Source organism: Planococcus maritimus (assembly GCF_001592825.1).
Taxonomy (GTDB): Bacteria; Bacillota; Bacilli; order Bacillales_A; family Planococcaceae; genus Planococcus; species Planococcus maritimus_C.
Window position 1 is genome coordinate 705,011 of sequence record NZ_LTZG01000001.1, and the last position, 17,851, is coordinate 722,861.

14 protein-coding genes are annotated in these 17,851 nt (G+C 46.9%); 2 read left to right on the forward strand and 12 right to left on the reverse strand.

Annotation, left to right across the window (positions count from 1 at the left end; genetic code table 11):
* Positions 1-528: 528 nt before the first annotated feature.
* From AY633_RS03560 to AY633_RS03570, 3 genes are read right to left on the reverse strand one after another with little or no spacing between them, the layout of a single operon-like run.
* The gene (locus AY633_RS03560) at positions 529-1,545 is read right to left on the reverse strand and encodes a GNAT family N-acetyltransferase (RefSeq protein WP_186008734.1); all 1,017 of its coding nucleotides are present in this window, start codon (positions 1,543-1,545) and stop codon (positions 529-531) included.
* Positions 1,546-1,551: 6 nt separating this feature from the next.
* Positions 1,552-2,571, reverse strand: a complete 1,020-nt coding sequence (locus AY633_RS03565) for a peptidoglycan bridge formation glycyltransferase FemA/FemB family protein (RefSeq protein WP_068486542.1) — start codon at positions 2,569-2,571, stop codon at positions 1,552-1,554.
* 58 nt (positions 2,572-2,629) lie between these two features.
* Positions 2,630-3,637 carry a GNAT family N-acetyltransferase gene (locus AY633_RS03570; RefSeq protein WP_068486544.1) on the reverse strand — a complete coding sequence of 336 codons (1,008 nt, stop codon included), beginning with the start codon at positions 3,635-3,637 and terminating at the stop codon, positions 2,630-2,632.
* A 270-nt stretch (positions 3,638-3,907) separates the two neighbouring features.
* Between AY633_RS03570 and AY633_RS03575 the strand changes: the two genes are divergently transcribed.
* Complete coding sequence (locus AY633_RS03575) at positions 3,908-4,390, forward strand: antibiotic biosynthesis monooxygenase family protein (protein ID WP_068486546.1); 483 nt, start codon at positions 3,908-3,910, stop codon at positions 4,388-4,390.
* Between the two features lie 140 nt (positions 4,391-4,530).
* On the opposite strand, the gene AY633_RS03580 is transcribed toward AY633_RS03575, so the two are convergent.
* Positions 4,531-5,784, reverse strand: a complete 1,254-nt coding sequence (locus AY633_RS03580) for an ATP-binding protein (RefSeq protein ID WP_068486548.1) — start codon at positions 5,782-5,784, stop codon at positions 4,531-4,533.
* Positions 5,785-6,026: 242 nt separating this feature from the next.
* Here AY633_RS03580 and AY633_RS03585 point away from each other — a divergent pair, with 242 nt between their 5' ends.
* Positions 6,027-7,016, forward strand: a complete 990-nt coding sequence (locus tag AY633_RS03585) for a peptidoglycan bridge formation glycyltransferase FemA/FemB family protein (RefSeq protein ID WP_068486551.1) — start codon at positions 6,027-6,029, stop codon at positions 7,014-7,016.
* A gap of 377 nt (positions 7,017-7,393) precedes the next feature.
* On the opposite strand, the gene AY633_RS03590 is transcribed toward AY633_RS03585, so the two are convergent.
* From AY633_RS03590 to AY633_RS03625, 8 genes are all read right to left on the reverse strand, one after another.
* Positions 7,394-8,662, reverse strand: coding sequence for an ATP-binding protein (locus AY633_RS03590; protein WP_068486553.1), 1,269 nt, complete (start codon positions 8,660-8,662; stop codon positions 7,394-7,396).
* Between the two features lie 146 nt (positions 8,663-8,808).
* Positions 8,809-10,332, reverse strand: coding sequence for a right-handed parallel beta-helix repeat-containing protein (locus AY633_RS03595; RefSeq protein WP_068486555.1), 1,524 nt, complete (start codon positions 10,330-10,332; stop codon positions 8,809-8,811).
* Positions 10,333-10,467: 135 nt separating this feature from the next.
* Entirely contained in the window at positions 10,468-11,880 is a 1,413-nt protein-coding gene (locus AY633_RS03600; RefSeq protein WP_068486557.1) for an amidase, read from the reverse strand.
* On the reverse strand, positions 11,877-12,056 hold the full coding sequence (locus tag AY633_RS03605; RefSeq protein ID WP_068486559.1) for a hypothetical protein: 180 nt from the start codon (positions 12,054-12,056) through the stop codon (positions 11,877-11,879). The genes AY633_RS03600 and AY633_RS03605 overlap by 4 nt, the downstream gene beginning before the upstream one ends.
* 184 nt (positions 12,057-12,240) lie before the next feature.
* Positions 12,241-13,014: an SDR family NAD(P)-dependent oxidoreductase gene (locus tag AY633_RS03610; protein WP_068486561.1), complete on the reverse strand. Its 774-nt coding sequence runs from the start codon at positions 13,012-13,014 to the stop codon at positions 12,241-12,243.
* Between the two features lie 27 nt (positions 13,015-13,041).
* Complete coding sequence (locus tag AY633_RS03615) at positions 13,042-13,629, reverse strand: GNAT family N-acetyltransferase (protein WP_068486563.1); 588 nt, start codon at positions 13,627-13,629, stop codon at positions 13,042-13,044.
* 42 nt (positions 13,630-13,671) lie between these two features.
* On the reverse strand, positions 13,672-14,724 hold the full coding sequence (locus AY633_RS03620) for a GNAT family N-acetyltransferase (protein WP_068486565.1): 1,053 nt from the start codon (positions 14,722-14,724) through the stop codon (positions 13,672-13,674).
* A 968-nt stretch (positions 14,725-15,692) separates the two neighbouring features.
* Positions 15,693-17,780, reverse strand: coding sequence for a putative bifunctional diguanylate cyclase/phosphodiesterase (locus AY633_RS03625; protein WP_068486567.1), 2,088 nt, complete (start codon positions 17,778-17,780; stop codon positions 15,693-15,695).
* Between the last annotated feature and the right edge of the window lie 71 nt (positions 17,781-17,851).

Below are 17,851 nucleotides of genomic sequence, written 5' to 3' on the forward strand. Positions count from 1 at the left end.
GTCCACTTTCAAGACCAACTACGCAGTCGTAAACAGCGGATGAAAAAAAGAGGCGAAGACATTCTATCGCATAAAATTCCATTGAAATCTAAAAGCTGAACCGCGCACACGGGCGAGCCGACGACATCAGACAAGCGCTCTTCTTGTCTGATGTCAAAAGGCCTGCCCCAAGCGGGAAGCGGCTACCTAACGCTGAAGTATTCAGCAAGCCAGCCATCTCGCTCACTCGTCCACTTTCAAGACCAACTACGCAGTCGTAAGCAGCGGATGAAAAAAAGAGGCGAAGACATTTCATCGCATAAAATTCCATTGAAATCTAAAAGCTGAACCGCGCACACGGGCGAGCCGACGACATCAGACAAGCGCTCTTCTTGTCTGATGTCAAAAGGCCTGCCCCAAGCGGGAAGCGGCTACCTAACGCTGAAGCATTCAGCAAGCCAGCCATCTCGCTCACTCGTCCAGCTCTCCAAAAAACCATAAAAAAGCGTCCGCCAAAACCCCGGAAGACGCTCAATGATTTGATAATTTTTATACGTTGCTCAGTAGCTTGCCAACATTTGCACGATACGCCGGAAAAAAGGGCTCATCCACATGGGCTCTGGACCTTTTGCATAACTCTTCGTAAACTTCAGCATTCCAAATTTTACGGCCGGTATAAAAGTGGTAGCCCGTGTGCTGGCCAAATTTCTTCTTGAACTTATACAACGGATCTTCCTTATCATTCGTCCGGCCGCCTCCAGCATGGATCAGCTTAACGCCATTCTCTTTGCCCCAGCGCACAGCGCCGTATTGCAAAACGTAGATAGGCGACAACTGATGGAAGTCGTGGATTGTGCCGGAAAGGTGCGTGTGCATGATGCCGTCATAAAGAAAATGCAACTCCGCCGCAATTACTTCCCCTTCATAAAGAGCTTCGGCCAAAATGATTTTATCGGCAAACTTCAACAGGCAGCTGTCAAAATACACATCATCAAAGAAGTAATAGGAATCCGCATGCACACGACTCATCGTTTCGCGATAAATCTCCTTGAAACGGCTAAGGTCTCTCGGTGCAACGGTGATGCGGCAAGTAACACCTGCATTCAGCGAACGGCGCAATGTTTTTCTGGCGGACTTTGAAAATTCGGAAGCAACCGGATCTTCGAAACCATCAAGTGTCGTCCCAACAGTTTCGCGTTGGTATGTGAGATCGTAGCAATTGGAAAAATCGCGGGCATTATCGAAAATCGGATGAAATCTAACAAATTCACTGACAATCCGTTGCTCTTCGCAATATTTGCGAAACGCGTTCTCGAAAGCATGGACTAAATCAGAGTGGCAGCCTGTAGCACATCGCAAAATTCTGGGGCCTCCGTACCCGTAAGGAGTGATGGCATCGTACCATGTCTCTCCCTGGATTAGCATCGGAATTTCACGTTTGATGAACAGGTGCTTAATTTCGCCGTAAGCGCTTTGAAAAACGAATTCTTCACACACACCTCGCTCCATCCTCTCATAGAGCTTGCCGTATGCTTCTTCGAAAAACAAATCCATCAATACGTCCACTTCCTCTCATATACGCCGCTTCACACGGCTGGCCTTCGCATGATGTTTGCAGCGATAGGCAGGAAAATAATCAGTCGCTGTTTCCACTCCCTTGAGTTTGCAAAGCTTTTTATACACCGCCATGTTCCATATTTTCTTTCCCACATAGAAATCGAAGCGTGTATTTTTCCCGAACTGCTTTTTGAACATTAACAAACTATCATTCGGATCGTTGGTCCTTCCACCGCCATCATGGATGAGTTCATATCCATTTTGCTTGCCCCAAACTGCTAGGGCATATTGCAAAATGTAGGCAGGATAGAGATGATGTGATTCACTTAAAGTTCCCGATAAATGCGTGTGAATGCGATTTTCATAAGTGAAATTCAGTCCCATACCAATCACTTGCTGTTTATGAATGGCTTTCGTTAGGACGATGCAATCGGCAAAATATTTTAGGCATTCCGTAAAATAATCATCTTCGAAATAATAGTACGCATCGGCGTTATTGCGTTTCATCGTTTCATGATAAATGTCCTTAAATTCACGGAGGCTTTTGGGATTTTCGATAATTTCATAAATTACACCCGCCTCCAATGCCTTGCGAATATTTTTCTTGGTCGTTTTAGAAAACTCTCGTTGTATCGGATCGTCATAGGCGGCTAAAGTCGTTCCTACGGTTTCCCGCAAATAGCTCACTTCGTAACAATCTTGGAAGTCCAGGGCATTCCCAGATATCGGATGGAATCTAATAAACTCGCTGACAATCCCCTTCTCCGTGCAATACTGTTGGAATGCTTTCTCAAACGCTTTGACCAATTGCCTTCTTTGGCCCTTTTTACAGTTTTTGATGATTGGCCCTCCATAACCATATGGAGTGACTATGTCAAAATACGGCCTATCAGCAATGGGAATTGGGATTTCACGGCGGATAAACTGATGGTGTATACGGCCGAGTGGATGATCAAAATTGAACACTTCACATCGCCCGTTCTCGATCGCTTCGTATAACCGTCCGTAATTCCTTTCAAAATACAAATCCTTCACATGCTAAACCTCATTTCTGTTGTGGTTTGTTCATGCTCCCCCTTCGGATTCTCTCTATTTACACTTCACTGGCTTCTTTTACCGGATGTTTCCGGTATGCTGGAAAAAACGCATCTGTCACGGCAGCATTTACGGCTACACAAAGCTTTGCATAAATTTCTTCGTTCCATATTTTTTGCCCGCTATAAAATGCAAAACTCGTTTGCCGCCCAAATTGCTGTTTGAAACGAAGCAAATTATCCGTGGCGCTATTCGTGCGCCCGCCGCCTCCATGAATCAGTTTGATATCGTGTTCTTTTGCCCACATGACCGCTGCATACTGCATGATGTAAACGGGCGAAAGGTGATGGAATCTTTCATACGTTCCAGACAAATGGGTATGAATCAAATCATTGTAGACAAATTGCAACTCCATGCCGATCACTTCACCTTCATACAATGCTTCAACCAACAACAAACGCTGTTTGAATGATTCGAGCAATTGCACGAAATAGTTTTCATTAAAATAGTAAAACGGATCTGCCTGATTGCGGTCCATCGTGGCAAAGTAAACCTGTTGGAATGCTTTCAAGTTATCCGGCCCAAGCGTTACCCGGTATTCAACGCCCTGCCGCAATGCCTTCCGGATATTCTTTCTTGCTGATGCACTGAACTCGGCTTCGATTGGATCGTCATATTCCGCAATCGACGTGCCAACCGTATCGCGCACATACCGGACCTCATAGCTTTTCTCAAAATCCTGGGCGTTGCCAAGCACTGGATGGAACCGGATAAATTCGGCCACCACTCGTTCGTCTCTGCAGTAAACCGCGAATGCTGATGCAAAGGCCGATGCCAGCTCTTCCTTATGTTCCGGCGCACAGCCGGTCATTAAAGGTCCGCCATAGCCATATGGCGTGACAATATCAAAGTACCGTTCAGATCCGAGCAGAATCGGAATTTCTCGTTTGATGAACACATGCCGAACGTGTCCAAGCGGATGAGCAAATTCAAAGACTTGGCACACGCCTTTCTCAATTTCTTCATACAACTTCCCGTATCGTTCATCGAAATAAAGATCCCCCATCTTGTTTTCCTTCTTTCTCGTTGTAGGTTGAGAATCATCCCCCCATGCGTGGCGAAACTGCTGCCATTGCATGCACTCCTTTCCAAATGAAAGCCTTTAATAGCTCCTATCCTAAAAGACCCAGGTTAAAGACAGGTTAAACAAGGCGCATTTTTTACGTACTTATATATAGACAAAACTACTTGAAAAGGAGACATGTTTCTTTGCGAAAATGAAAACATTTACTTACTATAGGAAGTGAAGGACTATTAAAAAAAGAGGTGCGTACCAATGAAGCTCTATAAATGGCTCGGCAATGAACACGAAGCTCTTGCATTGAAAAATAAGGGGTGGTTCGTTTTAACAAACGGCAGCGAGGCAACGGCCATCCATGAACAAGAAGCCTCGGCTGACGATCAGGCCGAAGCTTATGAAATTCTTGACCAAAAAGGCCGTCTTGAAGACGGTGGATTTGCCGTATTCAATAATATTCCTGTTACGGATGAAGGCCGTGAACTGTTTGAGTCGCGCTTTCAGAACCGTGCAGGGCTTGTCGAAAAAGAACCGGGGTTTGCGGCGATTCGAATTTTGCGTCCGCTCGACTCGGATACGTATGTCATTCTCACGATGTGGGAGGACGAGTCAGCCTTCACCAATTGGCAGTCTTCCCAGGCATATTCACACGCCCATAAAAAACGCGGCACATCGGAAGGCATCGACAAACGGCCCAACATTTTTCCGCGCCCGTCATTTGTCACCACTTATTCGAAATAGTAAAGAGGCTTCCTAATTGGAAGCCCCTTTTTTATGTGGAGAAATAATGATGTGTCGACAATTTAGTTTGAAGTTTGCAGTTTTTTGAAGAGAGCTCTTTGTCGAAGCCCAAAATAAAAAGCCGCAGCAGCTGCTGTGGCTTATGTTACTTTTTCTTCTGCCAGGTAACGGGCAAGCACCATGTCCTCGCCGTTTTCAGAAATGACTTCAAGCAGCTGGTTGATTTCACGGATGGTTCCGTTCAACTCCTCTACCGTCTGGCACACAATATTGAAACGGCCAAGCATCTGAGCGTACGAGCCGGTCACTGAGATCTCATCACCCACTTCACGTGTAGGCACCCAAGAAATGACGGATGGCAGTTCCAGAATTTCTTTCAAACCTTTGATCTCATGGATAATTCCCGGGCCCAGAAGTACCGATAGATTGCAGGACGGATAGCGTATGAATCCATCGTCAAAATTGCTGAGGTCATATTGGGAAATGTCTTTTCCAATGGCAAAATCGATCATCATTTCCAGTAGATTGACATCCGTCTGGCGTTTGACGACTTGATAATGCTGCTCCCCGCTCAAGCGGTAGCCCATCTCGTAAATATAGAAATTTCCACCCTCGTATAAAGACTGAATCAGCACAAGGCCATTTTGTAGACCCATGCCTTTCAGCATTTTTCGGATATTGCTATCGTGCTTTAAAACGAACTCAGCAAGATGGCTTGATGGATAAATCGTTGCGACTGGCAATGGCGGGCTTTGATGGCCTTGATTATGGACGAATCGGTCTGTGACAGCGGATAAAATGACCTGGCCATTTTGCAAAGTGTAATACATTTCGACGCCGTGATTCGTATCGATAAAACGTTCGACGAGCACTCGGCCTTGCCGTGAAAAACGCCGGGCTTTTTCCACCGCCTCAACTAGTTCTGCTTGATCTTGGCAGACCGTGATGCCTTTGCTGGCGTAGCTGTCGACCGGTTTAACGATTACTGGATAGTCCACCGGCACATCATCGTTTTTTTCGTATTGCTCGATGACCGGAACGTTAAAATGCTGGCAAAATTCCTTGAACCGATCTTTGCTCGCACTGATTTCGAGGTGCTCTTTTGTGGCATAAAACGGCAGCCCAAGCCGTTCTGTTAACAATTGCGCATTCCATGTATTAATGTCATCGAAAGCTGTCAACACGCCATCGATTTGCTCTTGCCGTGCCATCTCTTCCAAGGCATCGATATCTGCGGTACTAATATCGAAAGCTTGGTCTGCGTGTTTTTTCGCTGGCGAAGCTTCGTTGTTATCCGTGACGATGGTGTACAAGCCCATATTTTTGGCGGTTTCGACCACATCGATCATGTGCGTAATGCCTCCAAGGATGAGCAGCTTTTTTTGTTTTTCCACAGAAAACACCCCCTTCAAATCAATAAGCATTATGAACTAGTCGTTCTCCCTTTTCCCTTAGGCTGGTCAGTTTTCTTCTCTATTTGTAGAACAAATTTACCAATCAAAAGCTTGTTTTGTCAATCTTAAAATCTGAAAAAAACGAAATTTCTTCCTATTTAATATACTTTACCTCTTTTTAACCCCAAAACCTTATGGTGAAAGCAGCAAGAACACCACTTAATTGAAGGAGGAAGAGAACCATGTCAGTACCAACTAAATTAGCGGTTCCGGACATCTTCTTTACACCTGAATGGAATGAGGCTTACGCCGCACACGAAGGAGGGGAGTTCCAACAGTTTGAATGGAAAAGCGACATCGGCCATATTATCTACCCTTTTATTAAACGTCCGGTTCCCCTTTTAGATGGCTGGTTTGATACAATCACTGCATTCGGGCAAAGCGGACCGGTTATCATTGAAGCCACAGAAGGGCAGCGCCGGGCATTGGTCGAAGAATTCGATGCAGCGTTCCAAGAATATTGCGACCAGCAGCACATCGTTTCTGAATACATTCGATTCAGCTCCTGGGTTAAAAACGCAGAAGACTTCTTCCCCCTTTATGGCTTGGATATGCGTGGCATTGTCATGTATATTGACTTAACCGTCGAAGATCCATTCCGCTACGAGTTTTCATCCGCCGCCCGCCAGCAAGTGCGCCGCGCCTTAAAAAATGGCGTGACGGTCGAATACGATTTCACTGGAGAAACATTTGATGATTTTTATCGGCTGTACGGACTCACCGCCGACCGTAACGAGTTTCCGGATCATTATTTATTTGAACATGGGATGTTGAAAAATTCTTTCCAAGGTCTCAAAGGCAAGCAATTTTTGCTCAATGCGAAATTTCAAGGCAAGATTGTTTCTTCTGCATTAATGGTCCATCACGGCGCTTATATGCATTATCACTTAGTCGCCAATGACCCCGAATATTTCCGCTGTGCCGGTAATTCACTGATCATGGCAGAAGCATGCAACTACGGGAAAACACATGGTTTTTCCCAGCTTCACCTGGGCGGTGCCACAAACGATGCTCTCTACCGGTTCAAACGGCGATTCACCAAAACAGAGCCGCTTGAGATCTTGACCGGCAAGCGGATTCGCAATACGGAGATGTATGGCAAACTGACAGAACTGAAACGCCTCCAATTTGGCATTAAAAATCCTGGCCACTTCCCTTTATACAGAGCTTAAAAAAGGGGCTGTCCCAAAAGGTCATGAAAAGTGACTTTTAGGGGCAGTCTCTTTTCTTCTAAAGAAATGGCTGATGTCCATTTCGACGGACGCTTTCCGCGGGCACGGCCTTAGCCGCTTCCCTCGCTTCACTCAGTCCAGGGTCTTCGGCTCGCGTCGCTCCTTCGCTTAGCTCAGTCACTGTTCCGGCTGGAGTCGCCGTCTCCATTCCCATCAGCCGGCTACTCTCAGGTGCCTCACCGATAAATCAAAAACAGACAGAGAAAAAGATTTTTTTCTCCGTCTGTTTTATTTTAGGGACTTATGAGACAGCCCCTTTGCTAATTTTCAGCATTCAAAAACAGCGTGGCACGAGTCCCGCTGCTTCGTAGTTCCTATTAGGAAGCATTCATTTTCGCTTGTTGAAAGCGAGCCATTATCATATCGTTGCCATCCTCCGAACGAATATCGAGCGTAGAATAGATCTTTTCAATTGTTTCTAGCAGATGTTGTTCGGATGAGGCAAGCACGTTAAATCGGCCAAACATTTGAGAGTAAGAGCCTGTGCGCTCGATCACTTGGCCAAGGGAACGATTGATGACGCAGGAAATCACTTCCGGCATCGCTTTCACTGCATCTAAGCCGTGAATTTCGGTAATCGTCCCTGGTGCGAGCAAAATCGGCAAATTGGCAGAAGGATACAGCATTGGAGCATGGTCAAAATATTCGATGGGATGCTTGGCGGTATCTTCGCCAATAGAGAAATCAAGCATCATCTCCAATAAATGGACGCCTGTCTGCTTGTGGATAATATGATAATGCTGCTCGCCGCTAAACCGAAAGCCCATCTCGTATACATATATCTCGCCATCTTCATAAAGTGTCTGAATGAACACTAAACCGTTTTTGATGCCCATGCCGCGGATCATGGCGCGCACCTTTGAATCGACTTCTTCTATATATTGCTGTTGGTGCTGGGAGGGAAACAACATCGCCACAGGCAAAGGCGGGTGTTCTTTAGATTGCTGATGGGTGAATCGGTCGGTGACGGCAGTCAGGACGAGATGGCCGTCTCGGGCAGTGTAGAATGCCTGGACGCCGATGTCTGAATCAACAAAACGCTCGAGCATGACCTTGCCCGATTTGGATTCTCCGACTGCCTTTTGGACCCCCTTTGTGAGTTCCTCCTCACCGTAACACACCGTAATTCCTTTGCTTGCATAGCTATCGACGGGTTTGACGATAACCGGAAATTCTACAATTGGAAGTGCTATATCTCTGGCTGGATCGCATTTGTATTCTTCAATGACCGGCACGCCAAATGTCCGGCAATAGTCCTTGAAGCGGTCTTTATGCGAAGTGATATCAAGTTGTGCAGGCGTAGCGTAAAACGGCAATTGAAGCCTTTTGCACAATGCGACGGCATGCCAAGTGTTCACATCGTCAAATGCGGTAAAGACACCGTCAATTTGCTCTTTTCTGCCGATTTCAGCCAGTTTCTGGATATCGGCAGTGCTGATGTCATACGATTGATCCGCTATTTTCTTTGCTGGCGAACCAGCCATATTGTCGGTGACTATTGTATAATAGCCGATGCGTTTGGCTGTTTCTACCACATTAACCATATGGAACGTACCACCAAGAATTAAAATTTTCTTTTTTCCCATCCATACCCCTCCGCTCCGCATGAATCATGCACCTATAGTATAAAGATTAATTCAAAATAACTAATTTTATTGATGATGATAATACAAAAATACCAATTAAAAACCAATGAGTCAATAATAATCTGAAAATTCAGGTATAAAATCCTTTATTCCAATGGCAATGTATGCGAAACCATCCAGCTCTTGTCATTTCGATTGTAAAAGGCTGTGATTTTGTAGCCGATTCCTGCAGGCGCAAGTACTCCTTCACCGCCGGGTTTGTTGTTGACTTTGGCATTGTCACAAATGAGCCGGACTTCCTGGCCGCCGCTATGCTCGACAAAAATTTCGACTTCTTCATTAAATTTATGCGTCGGAGCTGGCGGCAGTTTAACAGTCTCTGCCTGCGACGCGCCATTTTTCCGATTGACCGTAATGCGCGGCGCGTCTTCCATATCTATAGGCGAACGTCCCGACTCTACAACGTATTGATGCAAGCGACCGTTGTACAGGATACTCGTTGTATTGTATTGATAATCTTGATTATATAAAGACGTGATCGAAGCCAGCCCGTCTCCCATGCCGTGTCGTGGTTTCGCGAGAAGCGGTTCGATGATGCTAAGCCCCGATGCATAATCGAGCAGGACATTTGCATAGCCATTATTCTCAAAATAGCTATGGTTGATGCTGCCGGAATAGGCAGGCGTTGTATTGATTGCGCCACTGCCGATATGGATACCTGCAATGCCGTTCGAGTCAAAATTTCCGCCTTGAATATGATGGCCGTAAAGTCCGCGTACCATAAGGCCAGTCGCTGCGTTGCCGACAAAATGGCAATCGTAAATCCCGTAGACATTATTATCGCTGCCCCTGTCGGTCTGTAATCCGCAGCCAAGGTGGATTTGATAAGCGGTTCCCGGTGAAATTGTCTTCTTTAAAGGCGGTGACACCGTGATACTTCCGGTATTGACTTCATCGATGTGATAGACAGATCCTTCTCCCGAACCTACTTTAAAATAAGCGCCCACGTGCACATCGCGCGCAGATGGATCCAGTTTCATAAAAGAAATATTCGTCCCGCGCCCAGAAGCACCACTGCCTTCAATAACTGAGCCGTTTTGCGAAAACTGGCACAAGCGGTCAAACACGCATAAATTATTATTGCCCTCCTCTAAAATCTGTAAGCCGTGAACAGACCCCCACATAAATGCAGCGCCCGAAAATAATTTATCGCGAATTTCACTGGCGACCATACACACTTTGACGAGCTGCGTATAGCCGTTTTTCGGGTCACTCCCCATGAATTGGATTCCTTTTACCGAACCGCTGCCGCCGCGCATGCGCACTAAATAATCCATCGGTTCAGACGGGGCGATTTGGGTTGTTTCTGCACTATGCCCAATCCACGAAACAGCCGAACCTACACCCCATTCCGGCACTTCAATCGGTCCACTGATACGATATAAGCCAGGCGGAAAGAACAAATTTCCGCCTTTTGGCGTGCCATAAGCTGCATTAATTGCTTGCTGCAGCGCTTTCCGGTCATCGGCTTTGCCATCTCCGATTGCTCCATAAGATTTCACATTGAACAATTGATCTGCTGTTTTTTTCGGACTCCACATTTCGCGGACAATATCTTCTTTATTGCGTGGAGGCAATTCCTTCTCCCTCGGTTTTTTCCAAAATGCCATAATTGGCCGCTCCTTTGCTAATGGAATGTCGTAAGAAAATTTTACCTGTTGAATGTTAAAAACCGGTTAAATCTGGACAAAGAAAAACAGCTCCCAAAACCAGATGCCTTCGGCGAGAGCTGTCCATGAAGCTATTTATTTCTCGAGCATCGGTGCATGCCCTTTCATTAATTCCATCGATTCAATGAGCGCAGCGGCCTGCAGCACTTTCTCTTCTTCAAAAGCCGGCCCCATGATTTGCAAGCCTACAGGCAGACCTCCTTTAACGCCTATAGGTATGCTGAGTGCCGGCAATCCCGTCAGGTTGCCCGGCCCCGTAAAGCGGATGACTTCATCCAAATAGCTCAGTTCCTGGCCGTTGATATCCACCGTCTGCGATCCGATCGGCGGCACTAAAAACGGCAAAGTCGGGCTGATCAACACATCGACGCTTTCAAACGTCGCAGCGAATTCCACATCGAGCTTGCGCCGGATCTGCTGGGACTGGACATAATCGACGCCGCTCATCAATTCGCCGACTTCCAGCAAGAATCGCACGTCCTCGCCGAACTTCTCCGGCGATTTCAATAAATTCGCATGATGCACAGCACTTGCTTCTGTCGTAATCGTCACCAGTTCCGCAAATTCCGCCTGCTTTAAAGAAGGGATGCGGACTGGCTTGATCACCGCTCCGGTATCTTCCAGCTGCTTCAAGACGTATCGCACCTGCTCATCCACTTGGCTGTCGACATTGTTAAAAAAGTATTGCTCTTCAATGCCGATGACTAATTCTTTCGCTTCACTTTCTAACAGTCCTGAAAAGTTCTTAGCAGGACGGTCAAGCGAGGTCGGATCTTTTGGGTCGTAACCGCTCAATAACTCCAATAGCAAGGCCGCATCGTACACTGTTTTTGTCATCGGTCCAATATGATCGAGCGACCAGGCGAGCGGGAAGCAGCCATATTTTGAAATGCGCCCATGGGTCGGCTTGAGGCCGATGATGCCACAGCTCGATGCCGGGATGCGGATCGAGCCGCCAGTATCGGTCCCGAGCGAAGCGATCGCCATATGCGATGCCACCGCAGCCCCCGATCCGCCGCTTGAACCTCCTGGAATCTTCGTAAGATCCCAAGGGTTCTTGCATGGCCCAAAATGCGGATTGGTCGTCGTTGCCCCCCACGCATACTCATGCATATTGAGTTTACCAGTGAACGTGACGCCCGCCATTTTCAATTTCGAAACGACCGTGGCATCGAAATCTGCTACGAATTCGCTATGGATGCTCGACCCCATCGTTGCTTTTTCATCCTTGAAATACAAAATATCCTTCAAAGCCATTGGAATTCCGTGAAGCGCGCCGCGGTAGTTGCCGCTTTGAATTTCCTGTTCAGCCTGCGCGGCAGCTTCGAGCGCTTGTTCTTTTTGCACAGCAATATAGGCATTGATCTCCCCATCGAATTGCTCGACATTAGCTAATACCTGTTCTGTCAATTCGACAGGTGATAGTTGCTTCGACTGGATGAGGGGGGCGAGCTCCCCAATGGATTTCTTTGCGAGTTCTTGGCTCATCCCTGCTCGCCTCCCGGAATGTGTGTCAAGGCCATATCTGAGTCCTTTAATTGATCTTGATCGACCGTTTGGCGCAGCTCTTCAAACCCTGCCATTTGGGCTTTGAGCATGTCTTGATGGTGCTCCGGGACAGTAATTCCTTTTTTCTCCAAAATTTCGTGAATGTCGAATGCCACATGAATCCCCCATTCCTGAATTTTTCTGAGATGTAGGTCCTGTTGATTATCGATAGTTTACCACTCACACTCTTGAATTAACAGAATATTCCTTCAAAAATTGAAAAAAGCTGCCAGTTTTTAGGACTGCCAGCTGACCTTTTTAATCTCCCCATTCATCCATTCATCCATTCATCATTTATCTTTACCGTGCCCCCATGCCGCCATCTATTCGATACTGGCTGCCTGTAATGAAGCTTGAGTCATCACTGGCTAAAAACTCTACAAGCTTAGCGACCTCTTCTGCTTGGCCGTAACGGCCTAGTGGAATTCGCGAAGAGATGGTTTGCCTTACCCGCGCAGGATCATTCTTATTTATCGATTGCTCAATGGTTTCCATCATGCTCGATGCGAGGGGAGCCGGGTGGATCGAATTCACCCTGACGGAATCTTTTGCCACTTCCAAGGCAGCTGTTTTGGTCAAACCGACGACCGCATGCTTCGCCGCCGAATAAAGCGAATTGCCACTGCTGCCCATAAGGCCTGACACCGATGAAGTATTGATGGCGCTGCCGGATTGCTGGGCAATCATCACCGGCAAAACATATTTCAGCCCCAGAAAAACCCCGCGCACATTCAAATTCATCATTGCGTCGAAATCTGCTGTCGTTTGCTCCGTGAGAAGGGCGGTCTTCCCGATAATTCCTGCATTGTTCACGAAAACATCGATCTTCCCCCACCGCTCCACCACTTGCTTCACATAATGCTGGACAGCTTGTTCTTTGCTGACATCAGCCACCAAACCCATTATATTTTCGCTGTCGCCGAAACTGCTCACCAATTTATCCAATGCTTGTTGATTGAAATCGACAAGCGCGACTTTAGCGCCTTCACTTGCCAATTGCTCTGCTATGGCAGTACCCAAGACACCCGCCGCTCCCGTAATCACCGCCACTTTTCCTTCCAACTTTCGCTTCATGGAGGCCCTCCTTCCCTTTTCTCTGCCTCAAAAACTGTTCAGCGATTCAGCAGATTTACGGCCCCAATAATCCTGTTGCTCGCACAGCTCCTCGTATTCTTTCTTTAATATGCCCACAATGATTCGGTCGTAATAGCGATTGTTGCGATAGGCATGCTCGCGGAGGCGCCCTTCTTCTTTCCATCCGCATTTTTGGATGAAGAGATTATAGGACGGGATATTATGCTCAACAATGTCTCCGTCCAACCGGTGCAATTGAAGCTCTTCAAACGCATATTTCATGGTCGTCATGACCGTATCACGGCCATAGCCATGTCCTTGCATATTCTTTTTGCCGATAATGATGCCATGGTAAGCCGAGCGATTTTTCAAATCGATGTCCGTGATCGTTGAAATTCCGATAAAGCCATCTTCCTGCGTATCGATCGCAAAGCGCAAATTGCGCGTATCCTGCGCTTGCCGATGGAACCACTCGTTTTGCTGCTCTGATGAAATCGGATGTGACCAGCCCCCCAGCAATTGGCCGATAGCCGGATCGTTATGAAAACTTCTCAAACTCTCCATATCGGATTTTTCCAACGCACGCAACATGACTTTTTTGCCGTGAATATTCATTGAAATCCCTCCTTTTTTATATGAAGCATTTGCACATACTTCTTAAGGTTTGCGATAGATGGGAAAGAACCCTCCGACCTCATTAGCTTTGCCTTTCAACTCTGCAAGTTTCTTGTATATGTCATGTTGGTAAATATTGGTTCCTAAATAATAATCATAGTAGTTTTGGTTTGTAAACGACGATTTATATTTGAATAGAGAATCGCCCTCTTGATAGCCCCCTCCCAAATGGAGCGTTTGGCAGCCTTTGTCCTTTGAAAAAGCGACCATGAAATCAAATAATAAATTATTCGGCCTCATGCTCAAACACCTTGTGTCAGAGGCTCCCAAGTGATAATGCGCAAAGCGATTGGCCGTGAGCACGATCGCTGCCGCAATGACTTGCTCTTCGTGGAAAACAAATAGCAAATGCGACTTTGAAATGACTGTATCCGCCAATTGCTGTTTCAGCAGCGCTTCACTGAAATAGTAATAACGAGCAGCCGATTTTCGTTGCATCGTTTCATTGTATAGTTTAAGAAATACGCCAATATTCTTGTCGCTTTTTTCAACTGCCCGGCAATAAAGCCGATGCGAACGCGCCTTTTTGATATTGCGCTTGGCCATATGGCTATAATGCTGTCGAATTGCCGAAAGTTCTCCTGCCAGGTTGACCGCCGTCGTTTTCCGGATGTATTGCAAGGTACAATAGCCTTGCAAATAATGGGCATTCTCCAGCAGGGGATGCATGCGCACAATCTCTGAAACGATATTTGCGTTTTGGCAATACGCTTGGAACAATTCGCGGAATTCCTTGAGAACTCCCGGATCTCCTGAAATCAGAGGCCCTCCATACCCATAAGCCGATGTTATGTCATAAAGAGGCGATCCAGCGACAACCGCATCGATTTTTCTGATGATGAAGGGGTAAATCACGCTTCCCAGGTTGTTTTGAAAATGAACCAATTTAGCTTGTCCTTGTTCTTTTTTGGCATTCCATTCATTGTACTCATAGGTATAGTAGACATCCTGTACGGCGAAATCATTTACTGCCCGGTTCCATTGCTCTTTCGTATCGATAATGGCCATGCTCGGCACCCGAATGTCCAGCGTCATCTCTTCACCCCCATTGATTATTGATCGGCATCGTTGTTCTGTATCTAAATGCATTATCAATCTTCAAGGTTAAAGATTAGTTAAATTTTCGATGCTAGTTAATTTTTTTATTGGAAAATCTTGAAAGATAAATAGCGGTAACCAGTCAAAGCAAACTCAAACAGAACGCTGAAACGACTCCGCACACAAACTCTCACAAACTTGTCCCAGGAAGCGATTCCCCCACTAGCCGGCAACTGGGTAAGATGCAGGCCCATCGCAACAACCTACAGGCAACGAAATCTCCCAGCCGCCTAGCGCCAGGGGGTGAGCCGATGCCGTAAGACAAGTGCTCTTCTTGCTTATTGCAAGAGGCCAACCCAAAGCCCGGCGGCGACTAGCCAGGGGATACTCAAAGAAAACGCTGAAACGATGCCGCACGCAAACTCTCACAAACTTGTCCCAGGAAGCGATTCCCCCACTAACCGGCAACGTGTAAAGAAGCGGATCTACTTAAGTAATTTCCGTACAATGGAATCACTCAGCCGCCAAGCGTCAAGGGGTGAGCCGACGCAATAAGACAGGTGCTTTTCCTGGCTTATTGCAAAAAGGCCAACCCAAAGCCCGGCGGCGACGATTCAGATCATACTTAAAGAGAACGCTGAAACGACTTCGTACACAAACTCTCACAAACTTGTCCCAGGAAGCGATTCCCCCACTAGCCGGCAACTGGGTAAGATGCAGAGCCATTTGAACAAGCTACACATAACGAAATATCTCAGCCGCCTAGCGCCAGGGGGTGAGCCGATGCCGTAAGACAAGTGCTCTTCTTGACTTACGGCAAGAGGCCAACCCAAAGCACGGCGGCGACTAGCCAGGTGATACTTAAAGAAAACGCTGAAACGATGCCGCACGCAACCCTTCACTATCTCTGCCCACTCTTCATTCCACACAAAAAAAGGCCCAGCTGAACGCTGCGCCTTTTAAACTCAATATAAAATCGGTGCATGAAACAATCCATCCGGCTGCTCCAAATACTTATCCCACACCCTCACAGCTTTATCCGCAGGAAGCGGCCGGCTGAAATAATACCCTTGCCCGATAATTTCGTATTGCTTCATCAAATTCACTTGCTCAAGCGTTTCAAGCCCTTCCACCACCACATCTGCCCCGAGATTCTTTCCGAGTTCGATGATCGTAGCCAAAATGGCCATGCTGCGGTCGCTTCCAAGCACCTCGTCGACCAGTGATTTATCGATTTTCAAAGTGTCGATCTGGATATTCTTCACTGCATTGAGCGACGAATAGCCGGTCCCGAAATCATCGATCGCCAGCTTGACGCCGATGTCCTGCAATTCCTCGACCAAGCCCGCTGCCGTATCGAGGTCGAGCATGATGCTTTCCGTAATTTCAATTTCCACGCATTCTGCCGGGACATCCGTAGCACTTAAAATGCGCGACACTTTTTCAGCAAACTCCGGATCCAAAAACTGTTTGGCGGACACATTGACCGACACATGGACATCCGGCCTGCTTTCACGGCGCCACACACTCAACTGCTCGCAGGCTTCACGCAGCACCCATTCCCCAATGGCATGGATAGCCCCGCATTCTTCCGCAACGGGAATGAATTCAGAAGGCGGCACTGCGCCCAGCGTAGAATTCCAGCGCAGCAATGCTTCAAAGCCGATAACCCGACCGCTTACTAGCTCGATCTGCGGCTGGTAATGAACCGAAAATTCGCCATTGACCAATGCCTGCTGCAAGGCTTGCGTTAATTCCTGCTTGCGGGTCGAACTGTCCAAAAGCTCTGGAGAAAAGAATGCATAACTTTCCTTACCGGCACTTTTCGCCATGAATAGCGCAAGGTCCGCTTGCTTAATCAGCCTTTCTTCGTCCAGCTCCGTCACTTTTTGACAACTGATGCCAATGCTGACCCTGGAAGTGATCGACCGTCCGCTAATTTGGATCGGCTCTTCGATAGCCAGTAAAATAGCTTGGCATAGCTGTTCGAGATAAGGCTTTTTCACGTTCGGCACCGTAAAGATGAACTCATCTCCGCCAAGTCTGGCAAGCGTAACCGTTACCGGCAGTACTGACTTCAAGCGCTCGACAATTTTTTTCAAGAACTGGTCGCCGCCGTCTTGTCCTAGCAATTCATTAATGGACTTAAAATCATCAAAATCCAAGAGAACAACACCGATAGACTCAATTTCTCCGTCTCCTGAATCTGGCAACTCTCGTAAATGGGCAAAAAACCAGTGACGGTTCGGAATGCCCGTCAATTGGTCGGTATAGGCAAGCGTGCGGAATCGGCTTTCACTGGCTTTTACCTGTTGCAGCAAACCACTTTCCGTTTCGAGTGCATGTAAATCGACCAAAGCCAGATTCGCTGCAAATAATAACAACAAGCTAACCATTAATGCGACAAAAATAGCTGTACTGATGACCCATAAGCCATCCGTCGCCGTTTCCGGAAGTGGCATATTGGAATAGAAAGTATTTGTTGAAGTGTAATGAAGCAATGTGAGGACAAATCCCATGACAGCAGCATTTTTGAGCCGCTGCTTCTCTGATGCTTGCTTTGCGTTAGATTGTCGGACAAAGCGGAAAGCGAAATAACTCATCATCAGAATAATGGCTGCTGAGAGGAAGTAATAGCCCGCTGAAATCGCCAAAAAACGAACATTCAAGATGCCTGATAATCCTAGAAAATGGACCGCCTTTATCAAAACCGCTGTGATGAGGACACGTTTTGCTGTGTCACTGCGGCTGCCGATGCCTTTAGGGATAATCTTTACAATGTACGCTGCCAATAAACAAGCCGCCACTAGCCCGAGAGCAAGCAGCCCAATTCGCGGCGTAAATCGGTATTCCGCTACGAAGGTCAAGATGCCAAGCACTTGCATGCCAAAAAAACCACTCCCTAGAGCCAGCACCGCAAGCAGCTTAGTGCGTGAATGGATCGCCTTTTCCCGTCTGCTTATGTATTCAATGAGGATCAAGATGGTGTAACTAGTCGCAATAGATACGATAATGGATAAAAAGATCAAGCTAATATGGGGGAACATAGCCATGGCAAACCTCCTGACTTGGCGAACCAAAAAAGTTATTGTGTTTCTTGCTATTTTGATGCTTATAGGCGGTA

Excerpts from the sequence above, each read along its gene's own strand:
- AY633_RS03570 (WP_068486544.1), bottom strand. The coding sequence starts at position 3,637 with ATGGGGGATCTTTATTTCGATGAACGATACGGGAAGTTGTATGAAGAA.
- AY633_RS03575 (WP_068486546.1), top strand. The coding sequence starts at position 3,908 with ATGAAGCTCTATAAATGGCTCGGCAATGAACACGAAGCTCTTGCATTG.
- AY633_RS03585 (WP_068486551.1), top strand. The coding sequence starts at position 6,027 with ATGTCAGTACCAACTAAATTAGCGGTTCCGGACATCTTCTTTACACCT.
- AY633_RS03590 (WP_068486553.1), bottom strand. The coding sequence starts at position 8,662 with ATGGGAAAAAAGAAAATTTTAATTCTTGGTGGTACGTTCCATATGGTT.
- AY633_RS03595 (WP_068486555.1), bottom strand. The coding sequence starts at position 10,332 with ATGGCATTTTGGAAAAAACCGAGGGAGAAGGAATTGCCTCCACGCAAT.
- AY633_RS03600 (WP_068486557.1), bottom strand. The coding sequence starts at position 11,880 with ATGAGCCAAGAACTCGCAAAGAAATCCATTGGGGAGCTCGCCCCCCTC.
- AY633_RS03610 (WP_068486561.1), bottom strand. The coding sequence starts at position 13,014 with ATGAAGCGAAAGTTGGAAGGAAAAGTGGCGGTGATTACGGGAGCGGCG.
- AY633_RS03615 (WP_068486563.1), bottom strand. The coding sequence starts at position 13,629 with ATGAATATTCACGGCAAAAAAGTCATGTTGCGTGCGTTGGAAAAATCC.
- AY633_RS03620 (WP_068486565.1), bottom strand. The coding sequence starts at position 14,724 with ATGACGCTGGACATTCGGGTGCCGAGCATGGCCATTATCGATACGAAA.
- AY633_RS03625 (WP_068486567.1), bottom strand. The coding sequence starts at position 17,780 with ATGGCTATGTTCCCCCATATTAGCTTGATCTTTTTATCCATTATCGTA.